This is a genomic window from Mesorhizobium sp. M0598 (assembly GCF_040320865.1).
GTDB lineage: Bacteria > Pseudomonadota > Alphaproteobacteria > Rhizobiales > Rhizobiaceae > Mesorhizobium.
This window is the reverse complement of record NZ_JAMYQL010000005.1, coordinates 1-18,578: the sequence shown is the minus strand read 5'-3', so window position 1 is coordinate 18,578 and position 18,578 is coordinate 1. Positions and strand designations below refer to the sequence as shown.

Here is an 18,578-nt window from a genome sequence, read left to right as displayed (position 1 = left end):
CACTCGGATCCTCGGCGAAGCACTCAAATCGGTTCAGTCCGGACCGGAAACGGTCCCCCGGCCCCAGCGCGGCGCCGGCTGCGCAGGTTGTGGGTCGCTTGGCGCCGGCTCCACGGCTACGGGCACCGGACCGGCGACCACGGCCGGCTCCTCGTCTGCGCCGGCGAGTAGCGGTACGCCGCGGCTGCGCAAGACAAGCACCAGCACGGCTCCAGCGATGATGCCGCCGATATGGCAGGCCCAGGAAACCTGATCCTCGCCTCCCTGGGCGAACATGAAGATCTGGAACAGGATCCACAGGATCAGCGGGATGAAGGCCGGGATGCGCAACGGGATGCGCGCGAAGACCAGCACCCATACCTTCACCCGCGGATAAAGGATCAGGTAGGCGGCGACCACACCGGCGATGGCGCCCGACGCGCCAATCAGCGGCACCGGCGAATCCCAGGCAACCAGACCCTGGAAGAAAGCGCCGGCGATGGCGCAAAGCAGGTAGAAGACGAGGTAGCGGACATGGCCGAGTGCATCCTCGACATTGTCGCCGAACACCCACAGGAACAGCATGTTGCCGCCGAGGTGGAAGATATCCGCGTGCAGGAAGGAATAGGTCAGATAGCTCAGGCTCTCCGGAATGACGACAAATTGCGGAGCGAGCTCGACGCTGTCATGCACGACCGACGGGATGAAACCGAGGCCCAGCACCGCGGCGTTGGCGAAATCCTCGCCGCCCAGTGTGGTGACAAAGTAGATCAGCACGTTGAGCGCGATCAGGCCGATGGTCACATATTGCAGCTTGATGTGCCGCAGCCTGTTGGTGTCGTAAAGCGGAATGAACATCAGGTCCCCAGCTCGGCGGATTTCAGCGGTTCTTGCCAGGAACCCATAACACGTCGGCATTTCCGTTGTCATTGACCGCGCGTGCGGCGACGAACAGAAAGTCCGAGACACGGTTGATGTATCTTATCGCCTCGCGGTTGACGTGCTCGTCCGGGTCTTGCGACAGCGCCACCATGATGCGCTCGGCGCGGCGGGCCACCGTGCGGGCGAGGTGAAGGGCAGCCGCTGCCGGCGTACCGCCGTTGAGCACGAAGGATTTGAGCGGCTCAAGGTCCTTGTTGAGGAGATCGATATCCTGTTCGATGCGGTCGGTCTGCGAGGCGATGATGCGCAACGGCTCGTAGTCGAGCGGCTTGCCATTATCGGGAACTGCCAGATCGGCGCCGAGGTCGAAAAGGTCGTTCTGGATGCGGCCGAGCATCGCATCGATCGCCGGATTTACTGCCGCGGTATGAATGCGGGCCATGCCGATGCAGGCATTGGCCTCGTCGACCGTGCCGTAGGCGTCGATGCGAAGGTCGGATTTCAGCCGCCGCTCGCCAGAGCCGAGGCCTGTGGTGCCATCGTCGCCAGTGCGGGTGTAGATCTTGTTGAGCTTGACCACGGGTTACCTCCCGGCTGGTGGCTGCTGCGTCACTTACGGGTGAAATACACCGCCAGCATGATCAGCACCAAGGCCACGAACTGCAAGAGCACGCGCGTCTGCATCAGTTTGTTGGAGGTCATGCTGGAGCCGCCGCGCATCATGTTGATGAGGCCGCGGATCAGTACGATCACCACGGCGACCATGACGAGAACGGCGAGGATGTTGAAGACGGTTGCCATGGTGTGTTCCAGTTGGATTGCGTTCAGGCGCGTTTGGCGAGCAGACGGTAGAGTGCCGATGACGGCAGGATGCGTTTAAGGATCGCGCCGATCCGGGCCGGCACAGTTACCACATAATGCGGGCGCGGGCGCCGCGACAGAAGCGCATGATGCAAGGCGGAATAAACCACCTCCGGCCCGGGCTTCAGCCGCGATGTGCTGCCGCCGGCCCGCAGCCGTTTGAGTTGCGCCGCATAGGCGAGGCGATGAACGGACTTCTCGTGATCGATATTTGCCAGGAACCACACAAGGCTGTTGCTGGCGATCTTCGATTTCACCGGCCCGGGCTCGATCAGCGAAACATGGATTCCGCTGCCGAGGAGTTCTTGGTAGAGGGACAGCATCAGCCCTTCGATAGCGTGCTTCGATGCCGAGTAGGCGCCGCGAAAAGGCACCGGCGCCAGGCCGAGGATCGACGAGCAATGAACGAGACGACCATGGCCCTGGCGGCGCATCACCGGTACGACACGGCGAGTGAGGTCATGCCAGCCAAAGACATTGGCCTCGAACTGCTGCCGTAAAGCCTCGACCGGCAGGTCCTCGACGGCGCCGGGCTGTCCGTAGGCGCCATTGTTGAAGAGCGCATCGAGCCGGCCGCCGGTCCGTTCCAGCACCGACGCCACCAGCGCCTCGATCGATCCGGGCTCGGTGTAGTCCAGATAAAAGGCCTCGATGCCGTCGGCCTCGAGCGCAGCGATATCTTCGGGCTTTCGGGCCGTCGCGAACACCCGCCAGCCTTCCTTCTTAAGAGCATGGGCGCAATAGGCGCCTATACCGGAAGAGGCACCTGTGACAATGATGGTGCGCAACTCTTCTCCGAGAGGACTGGTGGTTTGACCTAGGGTTGTCATTTACCGCAAACCCTTCCCATATTCGCGGCGTCGGGACAATCGAAGGGAACGCGGTTCTTGTTGCGGAAGATCGTAGCCCTCAAACGCGTCCTCTACGACGCGCTCGGCCATTTCAACACCGACGACGGCTGGGCAATGGCCAGCCATCTGGCGATCACCGCGCTGATGGCGCTTTTTCCTTTCCTGATCTTCGCCACGACGCTGGCGAGTTTTTTCGGCGCGCAGGCTTTCGCCGACACCGCCGTGCACCTTGTGTTCGACACATGGCCCGAGCAGATCGCCAAACCGATCGCGCGCGAGGTGCTCAACGTGCTTACCGTCCGGCGCAGTGACCTGTTGACCTACGGTATCGTGCTTGCCGGATATTTCGCCTCGAACGGCATCGAGGCGCTGCGCACCTCGCTCAACCGGGCCTATCGTGTCTCAGAAACGCGCGGCATCATCTACCGGCGGGTGCAGAGCATCATCTTCGTGCTGATCGCGACGGCCGGGTTTTTGGCCATCAGCGTGCTGCTGGTCTTCGCGCCATTGCTGGCACGGCTGGCCGAGTCGCATTTCGAATGGATAAAACCCTATATGGGCACGATCACGCTGTGGCGTTACGTCATCGCCTCAGTAGTCATCATCGGCGGCCTGTTCGCCGTGCATTTCTGGTTGCCGGCCGGCAAGCGCCGCTTCGTTTCGATCGTGCCTGGCATCATCTTCACGCTGGTCGGCTGGCTCATTGGGTCGACCATCTTCGCCGCCTATCTCGATCATTTCTCGTCTTATGTGACGACCTATGCCGGCCTCGCCTCGATCATGATCGCCGTCGTGTTCCTCTATATCGTCTCAGCGATCTTCATCCTCGGTGGCGAGCTCAACGCCGCGATCAGCCGCTATTTAGAGGCGCGTGCCCGCGTCGGCGGCTGAGCCGTCGCCAGCCCGACGCCGAGTGTCGCTATCGCCATGCCGGCGATCTGGAGCGGGCTCAAGTGCTCACCGAACAATGCCCAGGCGATGACCGCGGTGACAGCCGGCACGAGGTAAAACAGCGAGGCGACCTTCGACATTTCGCCGTCGCGGATCATCACCATCAACAGGAAGATGGCGCCGATCGACAGCACCAGCACGAGCCAGGCCATGGCGAAGATCAGTTCGCCGTTGACGATGACCGTTCGGGTCTCGAAGGCGAGCGAGGCCAGAGCCATCACCGATGCGCCGCCGACATATTGCCAGAACGTGGCAGCCACCAGATCGCCGCCGGAAGCAAAGCGCTTCTGCCAGATGGTGCCGGCGCTCATGCCGAGTACCGAGACCAGCGAGGCGCCCAGTGTCTCGGCCGTCACGCCGCCGCCGAGCGCACCGAGCTTCGGCCAAAGCACGATCACCACGCCGATCAACCCGAGGCCGAGACCGGCCCAGTGGCGCGGCAGGATGGCCTCGCCGAGAAGCCGGCCGGCGAGCACTGCCGTGATCAGCGGCTGCAGGCCGACGATCAGGGCTGAAAGTCCGGCGGGCATGCCCCGGTGGATTGCCCAGAACACGCCGCCGAGATAGATGCCATGCATCAGGATGCCGGCACCGGTCGCGTGCAGCGCCTCATCGCGGGTGGCGCGGCTCGAACCAAGTGCGGCCATCAAAGCGACAAGCAGGATTGCGGCCAGGACAAAGCGCGCGGCCAGGAACGTAAAGGGCTCCGCCCACGGCATGGCATAGCGCGCGCCGATGAAGCCGGTCGCCCATAGGAGGACGAAAGAGGCGGGGATGAACCGCTTGAGGCTGTGCATTTCCGGAGGCCGCGATGAATTCGGGTAGGGATCGACTGCGGCGACTGCTTAATGCCGTTCGGGCCGGCAAGCAAAACCAAACGGTTGATCCATAGAGTCATTTGAATTGAAGGAGCGCCGTTGATGGCCGCGAGCTCACCGGTCTAGTCTAGAGACCGACCAGCCACTTGAGATCGGCGGGCGATGCGCCCGCCTTACGCTGGGCGGCAAGGCCGGTATGGCCAAGGCTCTTCGACAGTTTTCGTCCGTCCGGGCCGAGGATCAGGCGATGGTGAAAATAGGCCGGCTGCGGCAGGCCAAGCAGTTGCTGAAGCAGCCGCTGCACGCTGGTCGCGGAATAAAGGTCCTGGCCGCGCACGACATGGCTGACGCCCTGCAGCGCGTCGTCCATGGTGACGGCGAGGTGATAACTGGTCGGGATTTCGCGGCGCGCCACGACCACGTCGCCCCAATCCTGCGGATGGGCTTCGACACGACGCGTCGCGGAGAGCGTCTCGTTCGTGTATTCGGCCCATGACAGGTCCTTGCCGGCGCGTGCTATTGCAGCATCGACGTCCAGCCGCCAGGCAAATGGCACATTTTCGGCGCCGCGCCGCTTGCGTTCGCTCGGTGTCAACGCCTTGTCGGCGGCCGGATAGAGAGGCACGCCGTCCGGGTCGCGCGGCCAGTCGCGGCCACGCTTCTCGCTGTCGGCGATAAAGGCGCGGATCTCACTTCTGCTCATGAAGGCCGGGTAGACAAGTTCTTCCTTGATCAGCCGCTCGAGCATCGCCCGATATTCGGCAAAATGCTCGGACTGGCGGCGCACCGGTTCCTCCCAGCCAAGCCCCAGCCATTTCAGGTCGCGAAAAATGCCTGCCTCGAATTCCGGCGTGCAGCGCGTCGTGTCGATATCCTCGATGCGCAGCAGCAGGCGTCCGCCCGCCGCCTTTGCCAATTTCTGGTTGAGCAGCGCCGAATAGGCATGGCCGAGATGCAGTTCGCCGTTCGGGCTCGGCGCGAAGCGGAATGTCAGCAGTGTCATTGTCCGGCGGCAATCGGGTTGTGTGGCGCTTTCGCCAATTGCTACTTTGCGCCGGCGGCGTCGTGCGTCCAGAGGGACACGTGACGAAGCGTGCGGCACTTTTGATTTTGGAACAAGCAGACATGCAACGCATCGCCAGCCTCGACGACATTGCGCAAGGGCTGGATAGGCTATGCTTGCTCGACCCACGCCTCGAAAAAGTGCGCGGCATGGCCGGCGAGGTGCCGCTCAGGCTGTCGGAGCCGGGATTCAGGAGCCTTGCCTCGATCGTCGTTTCACAACAAGTGTCCCGCGCGAGCGCCGATGCCATCTTCGGCCGGCTGACGAGACTGCTCGATCCGCTGACGCCGCAGGCGATACTTGCCGCCGACGAGGCGGTCTTCCGCGAGGCCGGGCTGTCGCGGCCCAAGCAGCGCGGCCTGATTGCCGTCGCCCAGGCGGTGGCCGACGGGCTCGACCTCGATCACCTCTGCCGGCTCGATGCAAGCGAGGCGATCGCGGCCATGACCAGGGTGCCGGGGATCGGCCCGTGGACGGCTGAAGTCTACCTTTTGTTTGCCGCCGGACACCCAGATATCTTTCCGGCGCGCGATGTTGCGTTGCAGAGCGCGGTCGGCCATGCACTCGGCATCGCGCCGCGTCCGCCGGAGAAAATGCTGATCCGGCTTGCCGAATCATGGAGCCCGTGGCGCGGTGTCGCATCGCGGCTTTTCTGGGCTTATTATCGCGAATTGAAGGGCAGGGACGCCGCGCCTTCGGCCTGAATCCGCAAAAAAGCATTGAAATCATGCCTTTTTGAGACCCGGCATGATCGACAATCCGCTTCACATCCCTGTCATGTCGGGCTTACAGTATCCGCGTCGACCGGTTCTAGGATGAAGGAGGTCAACGACGTGACGGTTGCCGTATCTCCGGATGGGCTTCCAGCGCTGGTGCTGAATGCGGATTACCGTCCGCTCAGCTATTACCCCCTGTCGCTCTGGTCCTGGCAGGATGCCATCAAGGCGGTGTTCCTCGAGAGGGTGAACATCGTCGCCGAATATGAACACGCCGTCTCTTCACCGACTTTTTCGATGAAGCTGCCGAGCGTCGTCAGCCTGAAGGCTTACGCGAAGCCGTCGAGGCATCCGGCGTTTACCCGTTTCAACGTCTTCCTGCGTGACCGTTTCCAATGCCAATATTGCGGCACGCCGGACGATCTGACGTTCGACCATGTCATTCCTCGCCATCGCGGCGGCGCCACGACCTGGGAGAATGTCGTCGCTGCCTGCTCGCCCTGCAATCTGAGGAAGGGCGGCATGATGCCGGCCCATGCCGAGATGTGGCCGCTGCAGAAGCCCTACCAGCCGACGGTGCATGATTTGCATAATAACGGCCGGCTGTTCCCGCCCAACCATCTACACGAAAGCTGGATGGATTATCTGTACTGGGATGTCGAACTCGAACCATAGAGTTCGGCAGAAATCCGCCATGCCGGTCGCCTGACGCAGCTTTCTGCGCTTCCGGTGCTCACGTACTTTAGTACGCTCCGCTCCGGTTCTCGAAAGCCACGTCATGCACTCCGGCCTGACGAATTTCTGGACGAACTCTGCGTTGTGCCGCTCAGTCGCGGGCGAAGGCGCTGCGGAAGGCTACGACCGTCAGGACAAAGCTGGCGATGGCGTTCCAGCCGGCCAGCGACAGGCCGAGGATGCGGAGCGCCGCCTTGTCGCAGGAGGGCGGGACGAATTTGTCGAGCGCATCGAGCACGCCCTTGCCGCCGGTGTCCACCGGCCCGGCGGCTGCGGTGCAATCGGTCGGGCCTGGCCACCACGCCCATTCGATGCCGGAGTGATAAACGCCGAGATAGAGGCCGTAGAGCATCAGCAGGCCGCCAATAGCCAGCAGGCCACGGCTTACCCAGGCTGGCGCGTGAAGAGCCGACGCAAGCACCGCCAGCAGCATCAAGGGCACGCCGACGTAGTAAGGCGTGCGCTGCTCGAGGCAGAGCTTGCAGGGGATGTAGCCGCCGAGATACTGGAAGGCCAGCGCCGAGCCGACCGTGGCGGCCATGGCGACAGCGAGAAACAGGGCGGTGCGCAGCCGCTGGCGTCCGGTATCGGCATTCACGGTCGCTGTCATCGGACTCAGTCCATTCGGTTCGATGCCGTTCAGACGGCGTATTTGACGACGATATAGAGCAAAATCACGGCAGCGGCGGCGGCGCCTGCAATCTGGCCAAGGCGCTTTTCGATGAAGTGGCGGATCGGCTCGCCATAGCGGCGCAAGAGCCACGCGAGAAACAGGAAGCGAGCACCGCGCGCCACGATTGCCAGCACGATGAACAGCAGCAAAGGAACACCGATGACGCCCGACAGGATCGTCACAATCTTGATCGGCGGCAGATGGGCGAGGCCGGAGGTGACCAGCATCAGGATGATGAAGCCGACACCCGATGAGACGCGCATCGCTTCGAACTCGTCATATTTGCCATAAAATTCGAGGATCGGCCGCGCCACCGCATCATAGGCATAATGGCCGATGAACCAGCCGGCGATGCCGCCCAGCACCGAGGCGACGGTGGCGACCAGCGCGTAACGATAGGCGCGATCCGGCCGCGACAGCGCCATCGGCAGATAGAGGACGTCGGCCGGCACCAGGAACACCGAGCTCTCGACGAAGGCGATGAAGGCCAGCCACCATTCGGCGGATTTGCTCGCCGCCAGCGACAAGGTCCAGTCGTAAAGTCCGCGAAGCATCGGCACTCCTAACGCACGCCCAAACCAGAAGCGGTCTTGGGATCACGACATGTACAAACAAGACTTGGAAGCGCCCCGCATCAACCTCGTCGGACAAGGTGCGCTTCAATGACATGCGCCGCCTGTCTAGAAAGATTTTCCGCGCTGCACAATGGCAGCTGCTTCACGAAATCGAAAGGCTGAGGCTTGAGCGAGCCCAGATGTCGGGATTTGGCCAGTTGATTGACGAGCAAGCCATGGCGTCGAACACTTGCCTGCCTGAAGTGCGTCAAGGCAGTTTCCAATTACATCGTGGGTTTTCCGGCCGAACACGATCCGTGTTTAAATACCGGCGATTCCTGTCGCATCCTCTCTCCCTGCTTCGCCCTTTGCGCCGCCATGTCGTTGTCTGATTTCATTTATCGCGCCTTTGAGAAGCTCATCCGTCCGCTGGATATTCCACCCGCGCCGCTGCCTGCGAGCGGGCCGTTTGCACTGCTCCTGCATTTTGCGCGGATGTTCCGCGGCACCCTTGCGGCCATTACCGTCCTGATGATGGCGGTCGAGGGGATCAACCTTGCGACGATTTGGGGGGCCTCGTTCGTCGTCGATGGGGTGAGCGCGAAGGGCGCGGCGGTTTTCCTGCAGGAGGACTGGCCGACGCTGGTCGTGCTCGGCGTGCTGGTTTTCCCCGTGCTGCCGTTGCTCATCTTCGTGGGCAATGCGCTGAACTCGCAGACGGTGGCCGTATGCATGCCGGCGGCGATGCAGTGGCAGGGCCACAAGGCGGTGGAACGTCAGGATCTTGCCTTCTTCCACGACCTCTTCGCAGGTCAGGTGGCGTCGCGCATTTCGCAAGTCGCATCCGCCGTGCAGCAGCAGATCGTCGTGGCCTTCTACAGAATACCGCTGTTTCTGGTGCAACTCGTCGGTTCGCTCGTTCTGCTTGGCGCGTTGTCCTGGCCGCTTGCGCTTCCGGTTTTCCTCTGGATCTCCGCCAACATCGCCATTGCGGTGGTGGCGGTACCCCAATATTCCGAGCGGTCGCGCCGCTCGGCGCGGGGGCGAAGCCTCGTGGTCGGCGCCATGACCGACCTCCACAGCAACATTCAGATGGTCAAGCTGTTTGCGGCGGAAGACAGCGAGGCGGGCGCGATGCGGACCGTGATGGAAAACGCCATCGAGACCCAGCAGCGCGAAAGGCGCATCTATCTGATGACCGATATGGGCGTCGTCCTGCTCAACGTTGCCCTCTTTCTCACCAACGTTGCCATAGGGCTCTGGGGATTTGTCGCCGGCTTCGTCACGGTTGGTCAGTTCGCCGCTTCGATCGCCATCGTGCAGCGGCTCAATGCCAACTCCCGTGCCTTCCTGCAGATGGGCCAGCAGATTTTCCAGGCGGTGGGCACGATCCGCGACGCAATGCCGGTCGTGACGACGCCGCCGACCATAAAAGACGCGCCGACCGCCAAGCCGCTCGAGGTCACGGCCGGCGAAGTCGAGTTCAAGAACATCCAGTTCGAATACCGCGAGGGGCAACGGGTGATCGAAGACCTGTCGCTCACCGTGCGCGCAGGCGAGAAGGTCGGGCTCGTCGGCCTCTCCGGGGCCGGCAAGTCGACCCTTGTCAGCCTGCTCCTGAGGTTCTTCGAGCTGAAGGGCGGCGCGATCCTGATCGATGGGCAGGATCTCCGTAGCGTGACCCAGGCCAGCCTTCGGGAGAGCATCGGCGTCGCCACCCAGGACGTCTCACTGCTGCATCGCTCCGTCGGCGACAACATCCGTTATGGCCGGCCCGATGCCCCGCCGGAGGCGTTGGAGCGCGCCGCGATGCTGGCCGAGGCCGACGGCTTCATCGCCGATCTCAGAGATGGCGAAGGCCGCACCGGCTACGACGCTTTCGTCGGCGACCGCGGGGTAAAACTTTCCGGCGGCCAGCGTCAGCGCGTCGCGATCGCCCGGGTGTTGCTCAAGGACGCGCCAATCCTGGTTCTCGATGAGGCGACGTCCGCATTGGACAGCGAGGCCGAGGCGGCGGTCCAGGACAAGCTCGCTCTTCTGATGGAAGGCAAAACTGTGATCGCCATCGCCCATCGCCTGTCGACGATTGCCAGGATGGACCGGATCGTCGTCCTCGACAAAGGCCGCATCGTCGAGGAGGGAAAACCATCGGCGCTGCTGGAGCGCGACGGGCTCTATGCCCGACTGTGGAAGCTTCAGACCGGCGGCTATATTGCCGACGCCCTCGAGGAGATGTGAGCCGCCCTCGGTGATGATGTTTTGCTCATGGCCGGCTCGATACATTCTGCTTTCACTCCGGAAACCGGACTTGGCTGAACTCGTTTCCACCATAACGTTCGGAAGCCGATCCCAACTTCATCGATCATGAGCGAAGCCATAATCCCGAACTCCCGTGCCGCCATTCTCGAGCGGCGATCTGCCGGCGCGCTGACATGGTCCGGCCCCGCCCTGATGTTGTTCGCGCGGTCGGCTTTCGCTGTTGCCGCGCAGGGCCTGGTTGCGGCCGTGTACGCTGCGCACGGTTCGGCGACGCCCTGGCGCGACGCACGGGCTTGGCTGCCGGTATATGGCAGCTTGATCGACGCGGGCTGCCTTGGACTCCTTTGGTGCCTTGCGCGGCGCGAGGGCATCACGTTGCTCGATTTGGTCGGTTTCGATCGCAAACGCTTGGGGCGCGATCTGTTGTTGGGCGTTGCGCTCATCCTCCCGAGCCTCGTTTTCATCTACGCTGGGATCACCGCCAGCAGCCTGTTGGTCTATGGCAACCCTGACGCACCGCAAATATACGGACCTTTGCCGCTCTTGCCTGCGCTCTACGGGGTGCTGATCTTTCCGTTGGTCTGGGGCATTACGGAGCAGACCACCTATAACGGCTATCTTCTGCCGCGTTTCCAAGTCTTGTCGGGAAGCACGGGATTTGCCGTTGCCGTCGTAGCGTTTTCCTGGTCGTTTCAGCATGCGGTGATGCCGCTGACGTTCGACCCACACTTCATGCTCTACCGGCTCTTGGCACCCATCGCGCATTCGACATTCATCACCCTCGTGTACCTGCGCGTGCGCCGCATCCTGCCGCTGGCGACGGCGCATTGGCTCATGGATGGGGCGTCGGTATTCATCGGCATTCCGCTGTTGCGGTAGAAGGGTTCAAACGGGCTGAGATGCCCACTTTAGACCGAAGCCTCCGATCGACGAAATCGAAAGCCTGGGTTTGAGCTACATGGGGTCTCGGGAATTGGCCAGTTGACGAACAGGCCTCCAACCGTATAGTCCGCGCCCATCCAGGCCGCCCGGCCTGAGCCCCTATGGCGGAATTGGTAGACGCGCTCGACTCAAAATCGAGTTCCGCAAGGAGTGCTGGTTCGATCCCGGCTAGGGGCACCATTTCCTAAAATTCCCACGCCACTTCCTGTTAAATCCAATGGCGTGGGTGGGATCGTCCACGACGCCCTCGACGGCCACCGAATGGTTGCGTCTTGCCTGTTGCCGCAAGCTGCCGCTGAACGGTGCGCGGACCAGCCCCAAGCGCAATCTGGCGTTCCTCACCGCACGCGATCAGGCGTGCCGCGGTCCCGCAAGAAGACGTTGCCGCAAAGTCGATCGCTGCCCGACGGACATGTTTCCTCCCGCGAACTACCCACCAGACCCGGCCCACGGATGCAACCTCGGGAGGTGAGATATGCGGGCATTATGGCACGATGCGAAACAGCTTCGTCTTGGATCGTGCTGCGGGCCGGAGCCGCCGCCGTGCCTAGCGCAGGGCCGCCACGACGTCGGCGAAGTCGGCCCGCTTGCCATTGCCGGCGCGACGCAATTGCACCTCGACCGGCTTGCCGTCGGATTGATCGCAGTAGACGATGGGTCCGGGCCGCACCCATTTGTCGCCCCACTCGGTCAGCGCGATAATGACCGTTTTGAATTCCAGCCCCTTCCGGGTCAGGACGTAGTCGGCCTGCTCGCCGGCGGCACCCGGGCGACGGTCCATCAGGCCGGCCTCGACGAAATCCTCGAGGCGCTTGGCCAGGATGTTGGTGGCGATCCCCAGGCTCTTCTGGAATTGCGAAAAGCGCGTGCAGCCGCCGAATATCGCGTCGCGCAGGATCAACAGGCTCCAGCGCTCGCCGACCAGTTCCAGGGCGCGTGAGGCCGAGCAGTTTTGTTTTTCATAGAGACGACCAAGCATGGTGTGAACATACCCTATTGACTTGCATCATGCAAGTACGCATTGTGCTTGCATGATGCAAGCGACAGAGGTCGAGAGAGTGTCGCTCCACTTCATCGCCCGAGATTTCGGGTGTCCATCAACCAATCAGATCCAGACAGGAGATATGTTATGAAAAAGGAAGAAGATTACACGACGTCATTCGTCGTTAAGCAAAGCCCCGAAGAGGTTTTTGCCGCGGTTGTCAATCCGCGAGCCTGGTGGTCGGAAGATATAGATGGCGATACCAACAAGCTCGGTGCGATATTCTACTATCATTTCAAGGATATCCACCGCGGCACATTCAAGGTCACGGAGCTTGTGCCTGGCAAGAAGGTCGTCTGGCACGTCGTCCAGAACTACTTCAACTTCGTCAAGGATGCGACCGAGTGGACCGGCACGGACGTGGTCTTCGAGATCGCGCCGACCGAAAAGGGGACCGAGCTGCGTTTCACCCATGTCGGGCTGACGCCGAGTGAAGAATGCTACGATGTCTGCCATGACTCGTGGCGCTTCTATGTCGCGAGTCTCCGCGACCTGATTTCGACGGGCAAGGGGCAACCCAACAAGGGCGAAGAGAACGCCAACCCAACGGTTGTGCCGCAAAACGAGGACCTCGGCGCCGTCGAGCGCAAGGCGGCAGGCGATGGCGCCGAGATGATCGTCATGACGACGGCAGCGGCGAAGCCCGGCATCGAAAGCAAGGTGCGGAATGCCCTGCGGGACGTGGCGGGGGCGGCCCGCAAGCAAAGCGGGTGCATCGACTATAGCGTCTTTCGCTCGGAGGCAGAGCCCAACGTTACCATCTGCGTCGAGCGCTGGGCATCGAAGCAGGAGCGCGACGCTTTTCTACGCTCGGCGGACGCGAAGAATTTCGTTTCGGCCATAACCGGCGCCTTCCTGGAGCGGCCTTCGCCGATCTCCTACACGACGTTGGAAGTCGGGTCCTAGTTGCAAGGTTCGCCCGGTCACGGCGCCGGCTGCCCTGGAGCAATGCAACGGGGCAGACGGCGTCCAAGCGTGGGAACAGAAAACCATAGCCTACTTGCATGATGCAAGAACGAATGGCTTGCATTCATGCAAGAGGAAGAGAGATCGCCGTGCCGAAATCGATGGAAGTCACAAACAAAGCCGTTCTCGTGACCGGGGCCAATCGCGGCCTCGGCAAGGCGCTGGTCGAGGAAATATTGAGGCGGGGTGCCAAGCGCGTCTATGCCGGCGCGCGCAAACCGCTCGCCCACGCGGATCGGCGCGTCACGCCGCTGATCCTGGACGTGACCGATGCGGTGCAGATTGGGGCGGCTGTCGAGCGGATCGGGTCTCTCGATATCCTCATCAACAACGCCGGCATCGGGCTCTACGACGATCTTGGCGATCGTGCTGCGCTCGAGCGACACCTCGCCGTCAACCTGCTCGGCGTGCATGGCGTAACCCACGCATTCCTGCCGCTGCTCACGAATTCGCGCGGCGCCGTGGTCAACATCCTGTCGGAAGCGGCTCTCGTTCCCTTCCCGATTATTCCGTCTTACTCACTATCGAAGGCCGCCGCGTTTTCCATGACGCAATCGCTGCGTGCTCTCGCCGGCGCTCGTGGCGTGAGCGTTCATGCAGTCCTGTCCGGTCCCATAGACACCGACATGAGCAGAGACGCCGATATACCGAAGAGCTCCGCGGAGAGCGTCGCGAAAGGTATCCTGGACGGCATGGCGCGAGGGGAGGAGGAAATCTTCCCTGATCCGAAATCGGCCTCCATGGCCGAGAGCTGGCGCGGCAGCGCGTTCAAAGCGCTCGAACGCCAGATGGCGGCTTTCGTCCAAGCCATGCCCGCCAAGCCATAGGCGACCGCCGCCATCGATACGCTGCCAGCATTCGCAATTCAGCACCCCACAGTGGAGCGGAACATCATGCTGTTGAACGCAACTTCCCCGGTTTTCACCAGCGGATCACGATGACTTTGTCGGTCCCGTTAGCGAGTTCGACAGCTTCGGTGCCATCCGGTTTGCGGCTTTGGATTCTGGCGCTCTCGACAGCTTCAACGCCAACAACGTTGACTGCAAAGGCTTCATCGATTTCGGCGGCACAGACCAAGGTGTCCGGCGGCAGGTCCTTTACTTGATCCAACAACTCGCGAAGCTTCATGGTCGAATCTCCTTGGCGATAGCAGGAATGAGCAGCACGCTTTCGCCGCACATTCGGAACCATGTCCCTTGAGAAAGGTTCCCGATGAGGTGGAGATGCCGCAGAATGGGACGAGCGCGACGATCCGCCCGTCGCGATGATGTGAACGCGCCGTGCGAAGCATCTGTCTCAAATCCCTGTCCCTAATGCTGCCGGCGCAATTCCTTGTTGATCATGCCGCCCATCGCTAGACCGACCGCCATCACCGCAAAAGTCGCCGCGATAGATCGCTTCGGCAGCACCGTCTCCCAACCTGGCGTCAACCGCTTCGGCACGAAGCCATAATCTGTTGCCGCGGCAATGGCCGCTGCCGCCAACGCATCGCGAAATATCAGAAGCGACGGACGCGGCGGCCTCGAGGCGAGCCATAGTTCGAAAAGGAATGCCCAGAAGATGGAGGAAGCGTGATGCGTGCCATAGCCGACGAGCGTGTGCGCCACGTCACCGCGCCGCACGGACGCGGCCTGTTCGCCGTAGAGCCAGTGGCTGGTCGCATTCGTGGGCTGCAGGGCGCCTTTGCCTTCCCGCCTTGCAAGCAGGGCCAGCGCAGCTGTCGTGGCGAAGCTGACGATCGTACCCGAACCGGCTGCGGACAATCCTGTCTGGATCAGACTTTTCACTTGGTCCTCCGTCGTTTCGCGGGTCGGCTCCTTGGAACGCCTTCGTGAATTCGCGGCAGTCTCGTGCCGTCGTTGCCAAACGGCAAAACGAGTCCGAAGTTCCGGGAACGGACTTTTGGTTGGACGTTATCCCAGAAGCGTCCTCTGGGATAACGCCATTGAAGTCCGGCTGCCTTTCCTCGCAAGCTCGGATCGCAGCCCGGCCGCTATTACATTGGCCCCGGCACCATCTTGGTCGGCTGCTCAGGCATCGGAAACGGATAGTTGTCGCATTTCACGTCCGGGTTCGTCGGGCTGAACATTCCGAGCGGGTTGTCCTTGAACAGCCAGGCGTGAAGGTCGTAGTGGTGGAACTCCTTCGGGATGAGCGGGTAATGCCCCTCCATCGGCCCCTGGAATGTCTGGCCGAAGAGCTTCGGCGGCTCCTTTGTGTCCGGCGTCAAGGGCACGAGCCATTCCGCGCCGACTAGGCGCAAGTCGACCGGCCGAAGCCGGGGGATGGGACTCCCAGAGTGCCGCTGCCGTATCCTGCAACGGGCGTGGCAGAGTAGTAATTTTGTCCCCAACTATGGATTGGCTTTAATTTTGCGAGAGGACCCCAGTAGTCAGACTGGGGTCCTCAACCGTGCATGACAGCGGCGTTGCTTGATCGTTGCTCGCCGGAGCCACCAGCCCAAGCGCCGCAACAAGTATCTCAATAGCTGGTCTGAAGGCTTCAAAATCGGCAGGGTTCTGCCGCTCCTCGCAGATAAAATTACAGAGGTCTCGTTTCCGCAACTTGCTAATACGGGTTACGTCCGCCGTTCGCTTTTCGATAACCTGATAGAAGCGCTCCTCGAAAACCCCTTCTGGCAGCATGTTTTCAATACCACTGCGGCATACCTTATTGTTCACATTTTCTGGGAACGTTCGAATGTGGATATTGTCGAAGTCAGCCGAAGCTTGGGGAGCATCGAAATCGAAGGCAAGAACCATAGGCGAACGCACGATTTGCGGGTTATTCTTGAGGAGCTTGGCGGCTTGAGCGAGACGGTCCTTGCCACCATCTATCGCACCTCCCGGCTGCGGCTGTCCAACCCAGTCCAATTCAATTTTGTCTAAGAGCCAGTCGAATCCCAACAGACCGGCTGCGGTTCGAAGATATCGAGGATCGGTCTCACCCTCACAAAGCACTAGGGGGCGTTCGGCTTTTGCTGCCCGTGAAGCAACCTCCTCCTCGAAGCTCTTGGTTGCCTGGAAGTACCGGAAAGAGTCGAGGAACTCGCTGAAACGTTCCGCTGTGATCTTCGTAGCGGTTGGAAGCTCGACCAATGAAAACCCCTCATCCCCGTAAACCTCAACCATTCCCAAGGGAAACAATGGGGAGTGAGACGACGCGATGAATTGAATTTTTGGGAACAGGCGCATCAAGGCGGGGAGAGCTCTGTGTTGCAGGTCTGCGTGAAGGTGCGCGTCAATTTCATCGACGAGTACTATCCCTTGCATTTCATGTGCCGGGCTAGCGATTTGCCCCGTGTCCGCATATCGCAAGATCGTTGAAAAGATCGACAATAGAGTGGCCTGACCTGCTGAAAGCGAATTCAGACTTGGCAGCAGAAGGTGGCTGTCGCCGGAGAAGATTTGGATTTTTCGACTCAGCGCGCCTCGCCCAGTTCTCACTATTCGCGCCTGCTCGTCGCCAAGAATTACGCGAACGATCCTATTTAAACTTTGAAGTACGCCAACGTTTTGAAGGGCTCCTGTCAATGATTCTTGCGCTTTAACTCGATTCAACACAAATTGCACAGCATCCAAAGATTGGTCCAAGATTACATCGACTATCCATGGCAGCAAGTCGTTGATTGTGGCGGTGACTGCTATGGGTTTAGTCAATCGATCGGCATAACGTTCCCGAAAAACCGATATTGGTTCTTCGTTCTGGGTGTTCGCCCAGAATGGCAGCTCAGAGCGGTTGGATGGGAAGAACGCGTAACACCCAGAGCGAAAGATTTTCTCTATCTGATCAACAGGTCCAACTACTGCTTTGTCGTTTCCTTCCAGGCTCCAGCTCCCAATGCCTGGGAAGGGCTGCATCCGTTCGGCAACTTCATTTATATCAAGTTTGCCTGCCTTGGTCCTGCAGCAGAACGTTGAGCCCTCATGGTCGAATTTAGTAGCGACGAGCTCAAAGTTAGCCCCGGTCCGGATGGTGGAGCCCCCGACTACGCGATAAAAGGACCTCCCACCAGACGAATTTGAAGGAGTTATGTCTGTAAAGTGTTGCGCCGCCATTTCTATCAATGCATCGGCAACTATCGACATTAGATTAGTTTTTCCCGCCCCGTTTCTCCCAACCAAGATTAGCGGTTTTGGCAGCCCTTCGGGCGTGAATTCCGGTTGGAAATCAATGTCGGTTAGCGGACCGCTATTAGCTACTAGTATGTGCCTAAGGTACAATTGGGGTGCTCTTCTACGGTTAGGCCAAAATAGGCCGCTGTCTGTTTCACAGATCAAGAAAAAGATGATTCGGTCAAGGGCGTAGACAGTGCGTCGTCGCCGTAAAAAGCGTCGAGCTCCCCGGTGCGGTCTTTTGTATTTAAGTTGCTGATGGTCGGGCCGCTAGGCAGGGCCGAAGCCGCCCCAGCTCGACCCCGCTCGATTAGAGTGCCCCAACCCCGGTGCGGGCACGAATGAGGCTTGTAGCTGGCAGCTGTGTCTTGACGGGAGGTACACCAAGGGGCTGCCAATGAGGTATACCGAGCCGTCGGCGCCTCGGGGGCGAATCCCTCGCAACTCGTTAGATTTCAAGGGTAAAGCTCGATAGGGAAAGCTGGTTCGAAATCTCCTGCCGTTCCGGCTAGGGGCACCATTTTCCTCCTGAGAAACCGCGAGCTCGGCTGGCGTTATTCCCAGGATAGTGTGCTGAAGGTTCTGCAAAAAGTTTTGGAGAGAGAACGGCGCTTGCTCTGAGGGGCGAGCGGCCATGGCACGGTGGTGACATTGCGATCACCGATTCCCGTGGAAGGGGAAGTGCCATGACCAATCGAGACGTTAGACTGAGCAGAGGCGAGTTGAAAGCGTTGCTGTTGTCGGATGAGGACGGCTTTCGCCAAGCATTGCAGAGTGTCGTGCAGGAGGTTCTTGAAGCCGAGATGACGGAGGCGATCGGGGCCGAGAAAGGCGAGCGGACGGCGGAGCGGACGAGTTACCGGTCCGGCTATTACGAGCGCAAGCTGGTGACGCGGGTCGGGGTGCTGGAGCTTCGCGTTCCGCAGGATCGGGCTGGCCGGTTCTCGACGGAGTTGTTTGAGCGCTACCAGCGTTCGGAGAAGGCATTGGTGTCGGCGCTGGTCGAGATGTACGTGCAGGGCGTCTCGACCCGCAAGGTGAAGGCGGTGACGGAGGAATTGTGCGGCCACTCTTTCTCGGCCTCGACGGTGAGCGAGGCGACGATGCGGCTGGATGAGGCGCTCAAGGCGTTCTTCACGCAGCGGCTCGAGGAAAGCTATCCGTATCTCAT

21 protein-coding genes and 1 tRNA gene are annotated in these 18,578 nt (G+C 60.9%); 9 read left to right on the top strand and 13 right to left on the bottom strand.

Translation table 11 applies throughout. The features are described from left to right. Positions 1 to 33: 33 nt before the first annotated feature. The 4 genes from NKI59_RS08725 to NKI59_RS08710 are packed head-to-tail and all read right to left on the bottom strand — an operon-like array spanning position 34 to position 2,552. Positions 34 to 837, bottom strand: coding sequence for a rhomboid family intramembrane serine protease (locus NKI59_RS08725; RefSeq protein WP_352703624.1), 804 nt, complete (start codon positions 835 to 837; stop codon positions 34 to 36). Between the two features lie 22 nt (positions 838 to 859). After that, on the bottom strand, positions 860 to 1,441 hold the full coding sequence (locus NKI59_RS08720) for a cob(I)yrinic acid a,c-diamide adenosyltransferase (RefSeq protein ID WP_023677949.1): 582 nt from the start codon (positions 1,439 to 1,441) through the stop codon (positions 860 to 862). A gap of 29 nt (positions 1,442 to 1,470) precedes the next feature. After that, on the bottom strand, positions 1,471 to 1,662 hold the full coding sequence (locus tag NKI59_RS08715; RefSeq protein ID WP_023677950.1) for a twin transmembrane helix small protein: 192 nt from the start codon (positions 1,660 to 1,662) through the stop codon (positions 1,471 to 1,473). Positions 1,663 to 1,685: 23 nt separating this feature from the next. Further along, entirely contained in the window at positions 1,686 to 2,552 is an 867-nt protein-coding gene (locus NKI59_RS08710) for an SDR family oxidoreductase (protein WP_352703622.1), read from the bottom strand. Positions 2,553 to 2,609: 57 nt separating this feature from the next. On the opposite strand from NKI59_RS08710, the gene NKI59_RS08705 reads away from it, so the two are divergent. Beyond that, positions 2,610 to 3,464, top strand: coding sequence for a YihY/virulence factor BrkB family protein (locus NKI59_RS08705; RefSeq protein WP_292656768.1), 855 nt, complete (start codon positions 2,610 to 2,612; stop codon positions 3,462 to 3,464). Here NKI59_RS08705 and NKI59_RS08700 read toward each other — a convergent pair. Together NKI59_RS08700 and gluQRS are read right to left on the bottom strand one after the other, a co-directional pair. Further along, a complete protein-coding gene (locus NKI59_RS08700; RefSeq protein ID WP_352703620.1) occupies positions 3,431 to 4,321 on the bottom strand; it encodes a DMT family transporter in 891 nt (296 codons plus the stop codon). The two genes, NKI59_RS08705 and NKI59_RS08700, sit on opposite strands and share 34 nt — an antisense overlap. A 148-nt stretch (positions 4,322 to 4,469) precedes the next feature. Further along, positions 4,470 to 5,345, bottom strand: coding sequence for a tRNA glutamyl-Q(34) synthetase GluQRS (gene gluQRS / locus NKI59_RS08695; protein ID WP_352703618.1), 876 nt, complete (start codon positions 5,343 to 5,345; stop codon positions 4,470 to 4,472). Between the two features lie 122 nt (positions 5,346 to 5,467). Between gluQRS and NKI59_RS08690 the strand changes: the two genes are divergently transcribed. Together NKI59_RS08690 and NKI59_RS08685 are read left to right on the top strand one after the other, a co-directional pair. Continuing rightward, positions 5,468 to 6,109, top strand: a complete 642-nt coding sequence (locus NKI59_RS08690; protein ID WP_352703616.1) for a DNA-3-methyladenine glycosylase family protein — start codon at positions 5,468 to 5,470, stop codon at positions 6,107 to 6,109. Between the two features lie 129 nt (positions 6,110 to 6,238). Further along, positions 6,239 to 6,796, top strand: coding sequence for an HNH endonuclease (locus NKI59_RS08685; protein WP_352703943.1), 558 nt, complete (start codon positions 6,239 to 6,241; stop codon positions 6,794 to 6,796). A 151-nt stretch (positions 6,797 to 6,947) separates the two neighbouring features. Here the strand turns inward: NKI59_RS08685 and NKI59_RS08680 are convergent, their stop codons facing one another. Together NKI59_RS08680 and NKI59_RS08675 are read right to left on the bottom strand one after the other, a co-directional pair. Next, complete coding sequence (locus NKI59_RS08680) at positions 6,948 to 7,466, bottom strand: disulfide bond formation protein B (RefSeq protein ID WP_352703614.1); 519 nt, start codon at positions 7,464 to 7,466, stop codon at positions 6,948 to 6,950. Positions 7,467 to 7,495: 29 nt separating this feature from the next. After that, positions 7,496 to 8,083: a YqaA family protein gene (locus tag NKI59_RS08675; protein WP_352703613.1), complete on the bottom strand. Its 588-nt coding sequence runs from the start codon at positions 8,081 to 8,083 to the stop codon at positions 7,496 to 7,498. 378 nt (positions 8,084 to 8,461) lie between these two features. Between NKI59_RS08675 and NKI59_RS08670 the strand changes: the two genes are divergently transcribed. The 3 genes from NKI59_RS08670 to NKI59_RS08660 all read left to right on the top strand — a co-directional run bounded on the left by NKI59_RS08670 (position 8,462) and on the right by NKI59_RS08660 (position 11,464). Then, positions 8,462 to 10,321 carry an ABC transporter ATP-binding protein gene (locus NKI59_RS08670; protein ID WP_352452438.1) on the top strand — a complete coding sequence of 620 codons (1,860 nt, stop codon included), beginning with the start codon at positions 8,462 to 8,464 and terminating at the stop codon, positions 10,319 to 10,321. 126 nt (positions 10,322 to 10,447) lie between these two features. Beyond that, positions 10,448 to 11,221, top strand: coding sequence for a CPBP family glutamic-type intramembrane protease (locus NKI59_RS08665; protein ID WP_352570539.1), 774 nt, complete (start codon positions 10,448 to 10,450; stop codon positions 11,219 to 11,221). A gap of 158 nt (positions 11,222 to 11,379) precedes the next feature. Continuing rightward, positions 11,380 to 11,464 (top strand) — tRNA-Leu (locus tag NKI59_RS08660). Positions 11,465 to 11,831: 367 nt separating this feature from the next. Here the strand turns inward: NKI59_RS08660 and NKI59_RS08655 are convergent. Beyond that, entirely contained in the window at positions 11,832 to 12,263 is a 432-nt protein-coding gene (locus NKI59_RS08655; protein WP_352456668.1) for a winged helix-turn-helix transcriptional regulator, read from the bottom strand. 150 nt (positions 12,264 to 12,413) lie between these two features. Between NKI59_RS08655 and NKI59_RS08650 the strand changes: the two genes are divergently transcribed. Together NKI59_RS08650 and NKI59_RS08645 are read left to right on the top strand one after the other, a co-directional pair. Continuing rightward, the gene (locus NKI59_RS08650; RefSeq protein ID WP_352570538.1) at positions 12,414 to 13,232 is read left to right on the top strand and encodes an antibiotic biosynthesis monooxygenase; all 819 of its coding nucleotides are present in this window, start codon (positions 12,414 to 12,416) and stop codon (positions 13,230 to 13,232) included. A 149-nt stretch (positions 13,233 to 13,381) separates the two neighbouring features. Further along, a complete protein-coding gene (locus NKI59_RS08645) occupies positions 13,382 to 14,119 on the top strand; it encodes an SDR family NAD(P)-dependent oxidoreductase (protein WP_352570536.1) in 738 nt (245 codons plus the stop codon). Positions 14,120 to 14,213: 94 nt separating this feature from the next. On the opposite strand, the gene NKI59_RS08640 is transcribed toward NKI59_RS08645, so the two are convergent. From NKI59_RS08640 to NKI59_RS08625, 4 genes are all read right to left on the bottom strand, one after another. Continuing rightward, the gene (locus tag NKI59_RS08640) at positions 14,214 to 14,420 is read right to left on the bottom strand and encodes a hypothetical protein (RefSeq protein ID WP_023677964.1); all 207 of its coding nucleotides are present in this window, start codon (positions 14,418 to 14,420) and stop codon (positions 14,214 to 14,216) included. Between the two features lie 182 nt (positions 14,421 to 14,602). Continuing rightward, on the bottom strand, positions 14,603 to 15,079 hold the full coding sequence (locus tag NKI59_RS08635) for a hypothetical protein (protein WP_352570535.1): 477 nt from the start codon (positions 15,077 to 15,079) through the stop codon (positions 14,603 to 14,605). A gap of 209 nt (positions 15,080 to 15,288) precedes the next feature. Next, on the bottom strand, positions 15,289 to 15,522 hold the full coding sequence (locus NKI59_RS08630) for a hypothetical protein (protein WP_502901036.1): 234 nt from the start codon (positions 15,520 to 15,522) through the stop codon (positions 15,289 to 15,291). Positions 15,523 to 15,658: 136 nt separating this feature from the next. Beyond that, positions 15,659 to 17,380 (bottom strand): AAA family ATPase, encoded by a 1,722-nt coding sequence (locus NKI59_RS08625; RefSeq protein WP_352703609.1) that lies wholly within the window; start codon positions 17,378 to 17,380, stop codon positions 15,659 to 15,661. Positions 17,381 to 18,093: 713 nt separating this feature from the next. On the opposite strand from NKI59_RS08625, the gene NKI59_RS08620 reads away from it, so the two are divergent. Further along, the coding region (locus NKI59_RS08620; RefSeq protein WP_352703607.1) for a transposase at positions 18,094 to 18,578 on the top strand (485 nt) is incomplete at its 3' end.

Bases quoted from the DNA above. Each gene is read 5' to 3' on its own strand.
- NKI59_RS08710 (WP_352703622.1), bottom strand. From the start codon at position 2,552: ATGACAACCCTAGGTCAAACCACCAGTCCTCTCGGAGAAGAGTTGCGC.
- NKI59_RS08675 (WP_352703613.1), bottom strand. From the start codon at position 8,083: ATGCTTCGCGGACTTTACGACTGGACCTTGTCGCTGGCGGCGAGCAAA.
- gluQRS (WP_352703618.1), bottom strand. From the start codon at position 5,345: ATGACACTGCTGACATTCCGCTTCGCGCCGAGCCCGAACGGCGAACTG.
- NKI59_RS08670 (WP_352452438.1), top strand. From the start codon at position 8,462: ATGTCGTTGTCTGATTTCATTTATCGCGCCTTTGAGAAGCTCATCCGT.
- NKI59_RS08665 (WP_352570539.1), top strand. From the start codon at position 10,448: ATGAGCGAAGCCATAATCCCGAACTCCCGTGCCGCCATTCTCGAGCGG.
- NKI59_RS08655 (WP_352456668.1), bottom strand. From the start codon at position 12,263: ATGCTTGGTCGTCTCTATGAAAAACAAAACTGCTCGGCCTCACGCGCC.
- NKI59_RS08680 (WP_352703614.1), bottom strand. From the start codon at position 7,466: ATGACAGCGACCGTGAATGCCGATACCGGACGCCAGCGGCTGCGCACC.
- NKI59_RS08700 (WP_352703620.1), bottom strand. From the start codon at position 4,321: ATGCACAGCCTCAAGCGGTTCATCCCCGCCTCTTTCGTCCTCCTATGG.
- NKI59_RS08725 (WP_352703624.1), bottom strand. From the start codon at position 837: ATGTTCATTCCGCTTTACGACACCAACAGGCTGCGGCACATCAAGCTG.
- NKI59_RS08625 (WP_352703609.1), bottom strand. From the start codon at position 17,380: ATGTCGATAGTTGCCGATGCATTGATAGAAATGGCGGCGCAACACTTT.
- NKI59_RS08715 (WP_023677950.1), bottom strand. From the start codon at position 1,662: ATGGCAACCGTCTTCAACATCCTCGCCGTTCTCGTCATGGTCGCCGTG.
- NKI59_RS08690 (WP_352703616.1), top strand. From the start codon at position 5,468: ATGCAACGCATCGCCAGCCTCGACGACATTGCGCAAGGGCTGGATAGG.
- NKI59_RS08650 (WP_352570538.1), top strand. From the start codon at position 12,414: ATGAAAAAGGAAGAAGATTACACGACGTCATTCGTCGTTAAGCAAAGC.
- NKI59_RS08640 (WP_023677964.1), bottom strand. From the start codon at position 14,420: ATGAAGCTTCGCGAGTTGTTGGATCAAGTAAAGGACCTGCCGCCGGAC.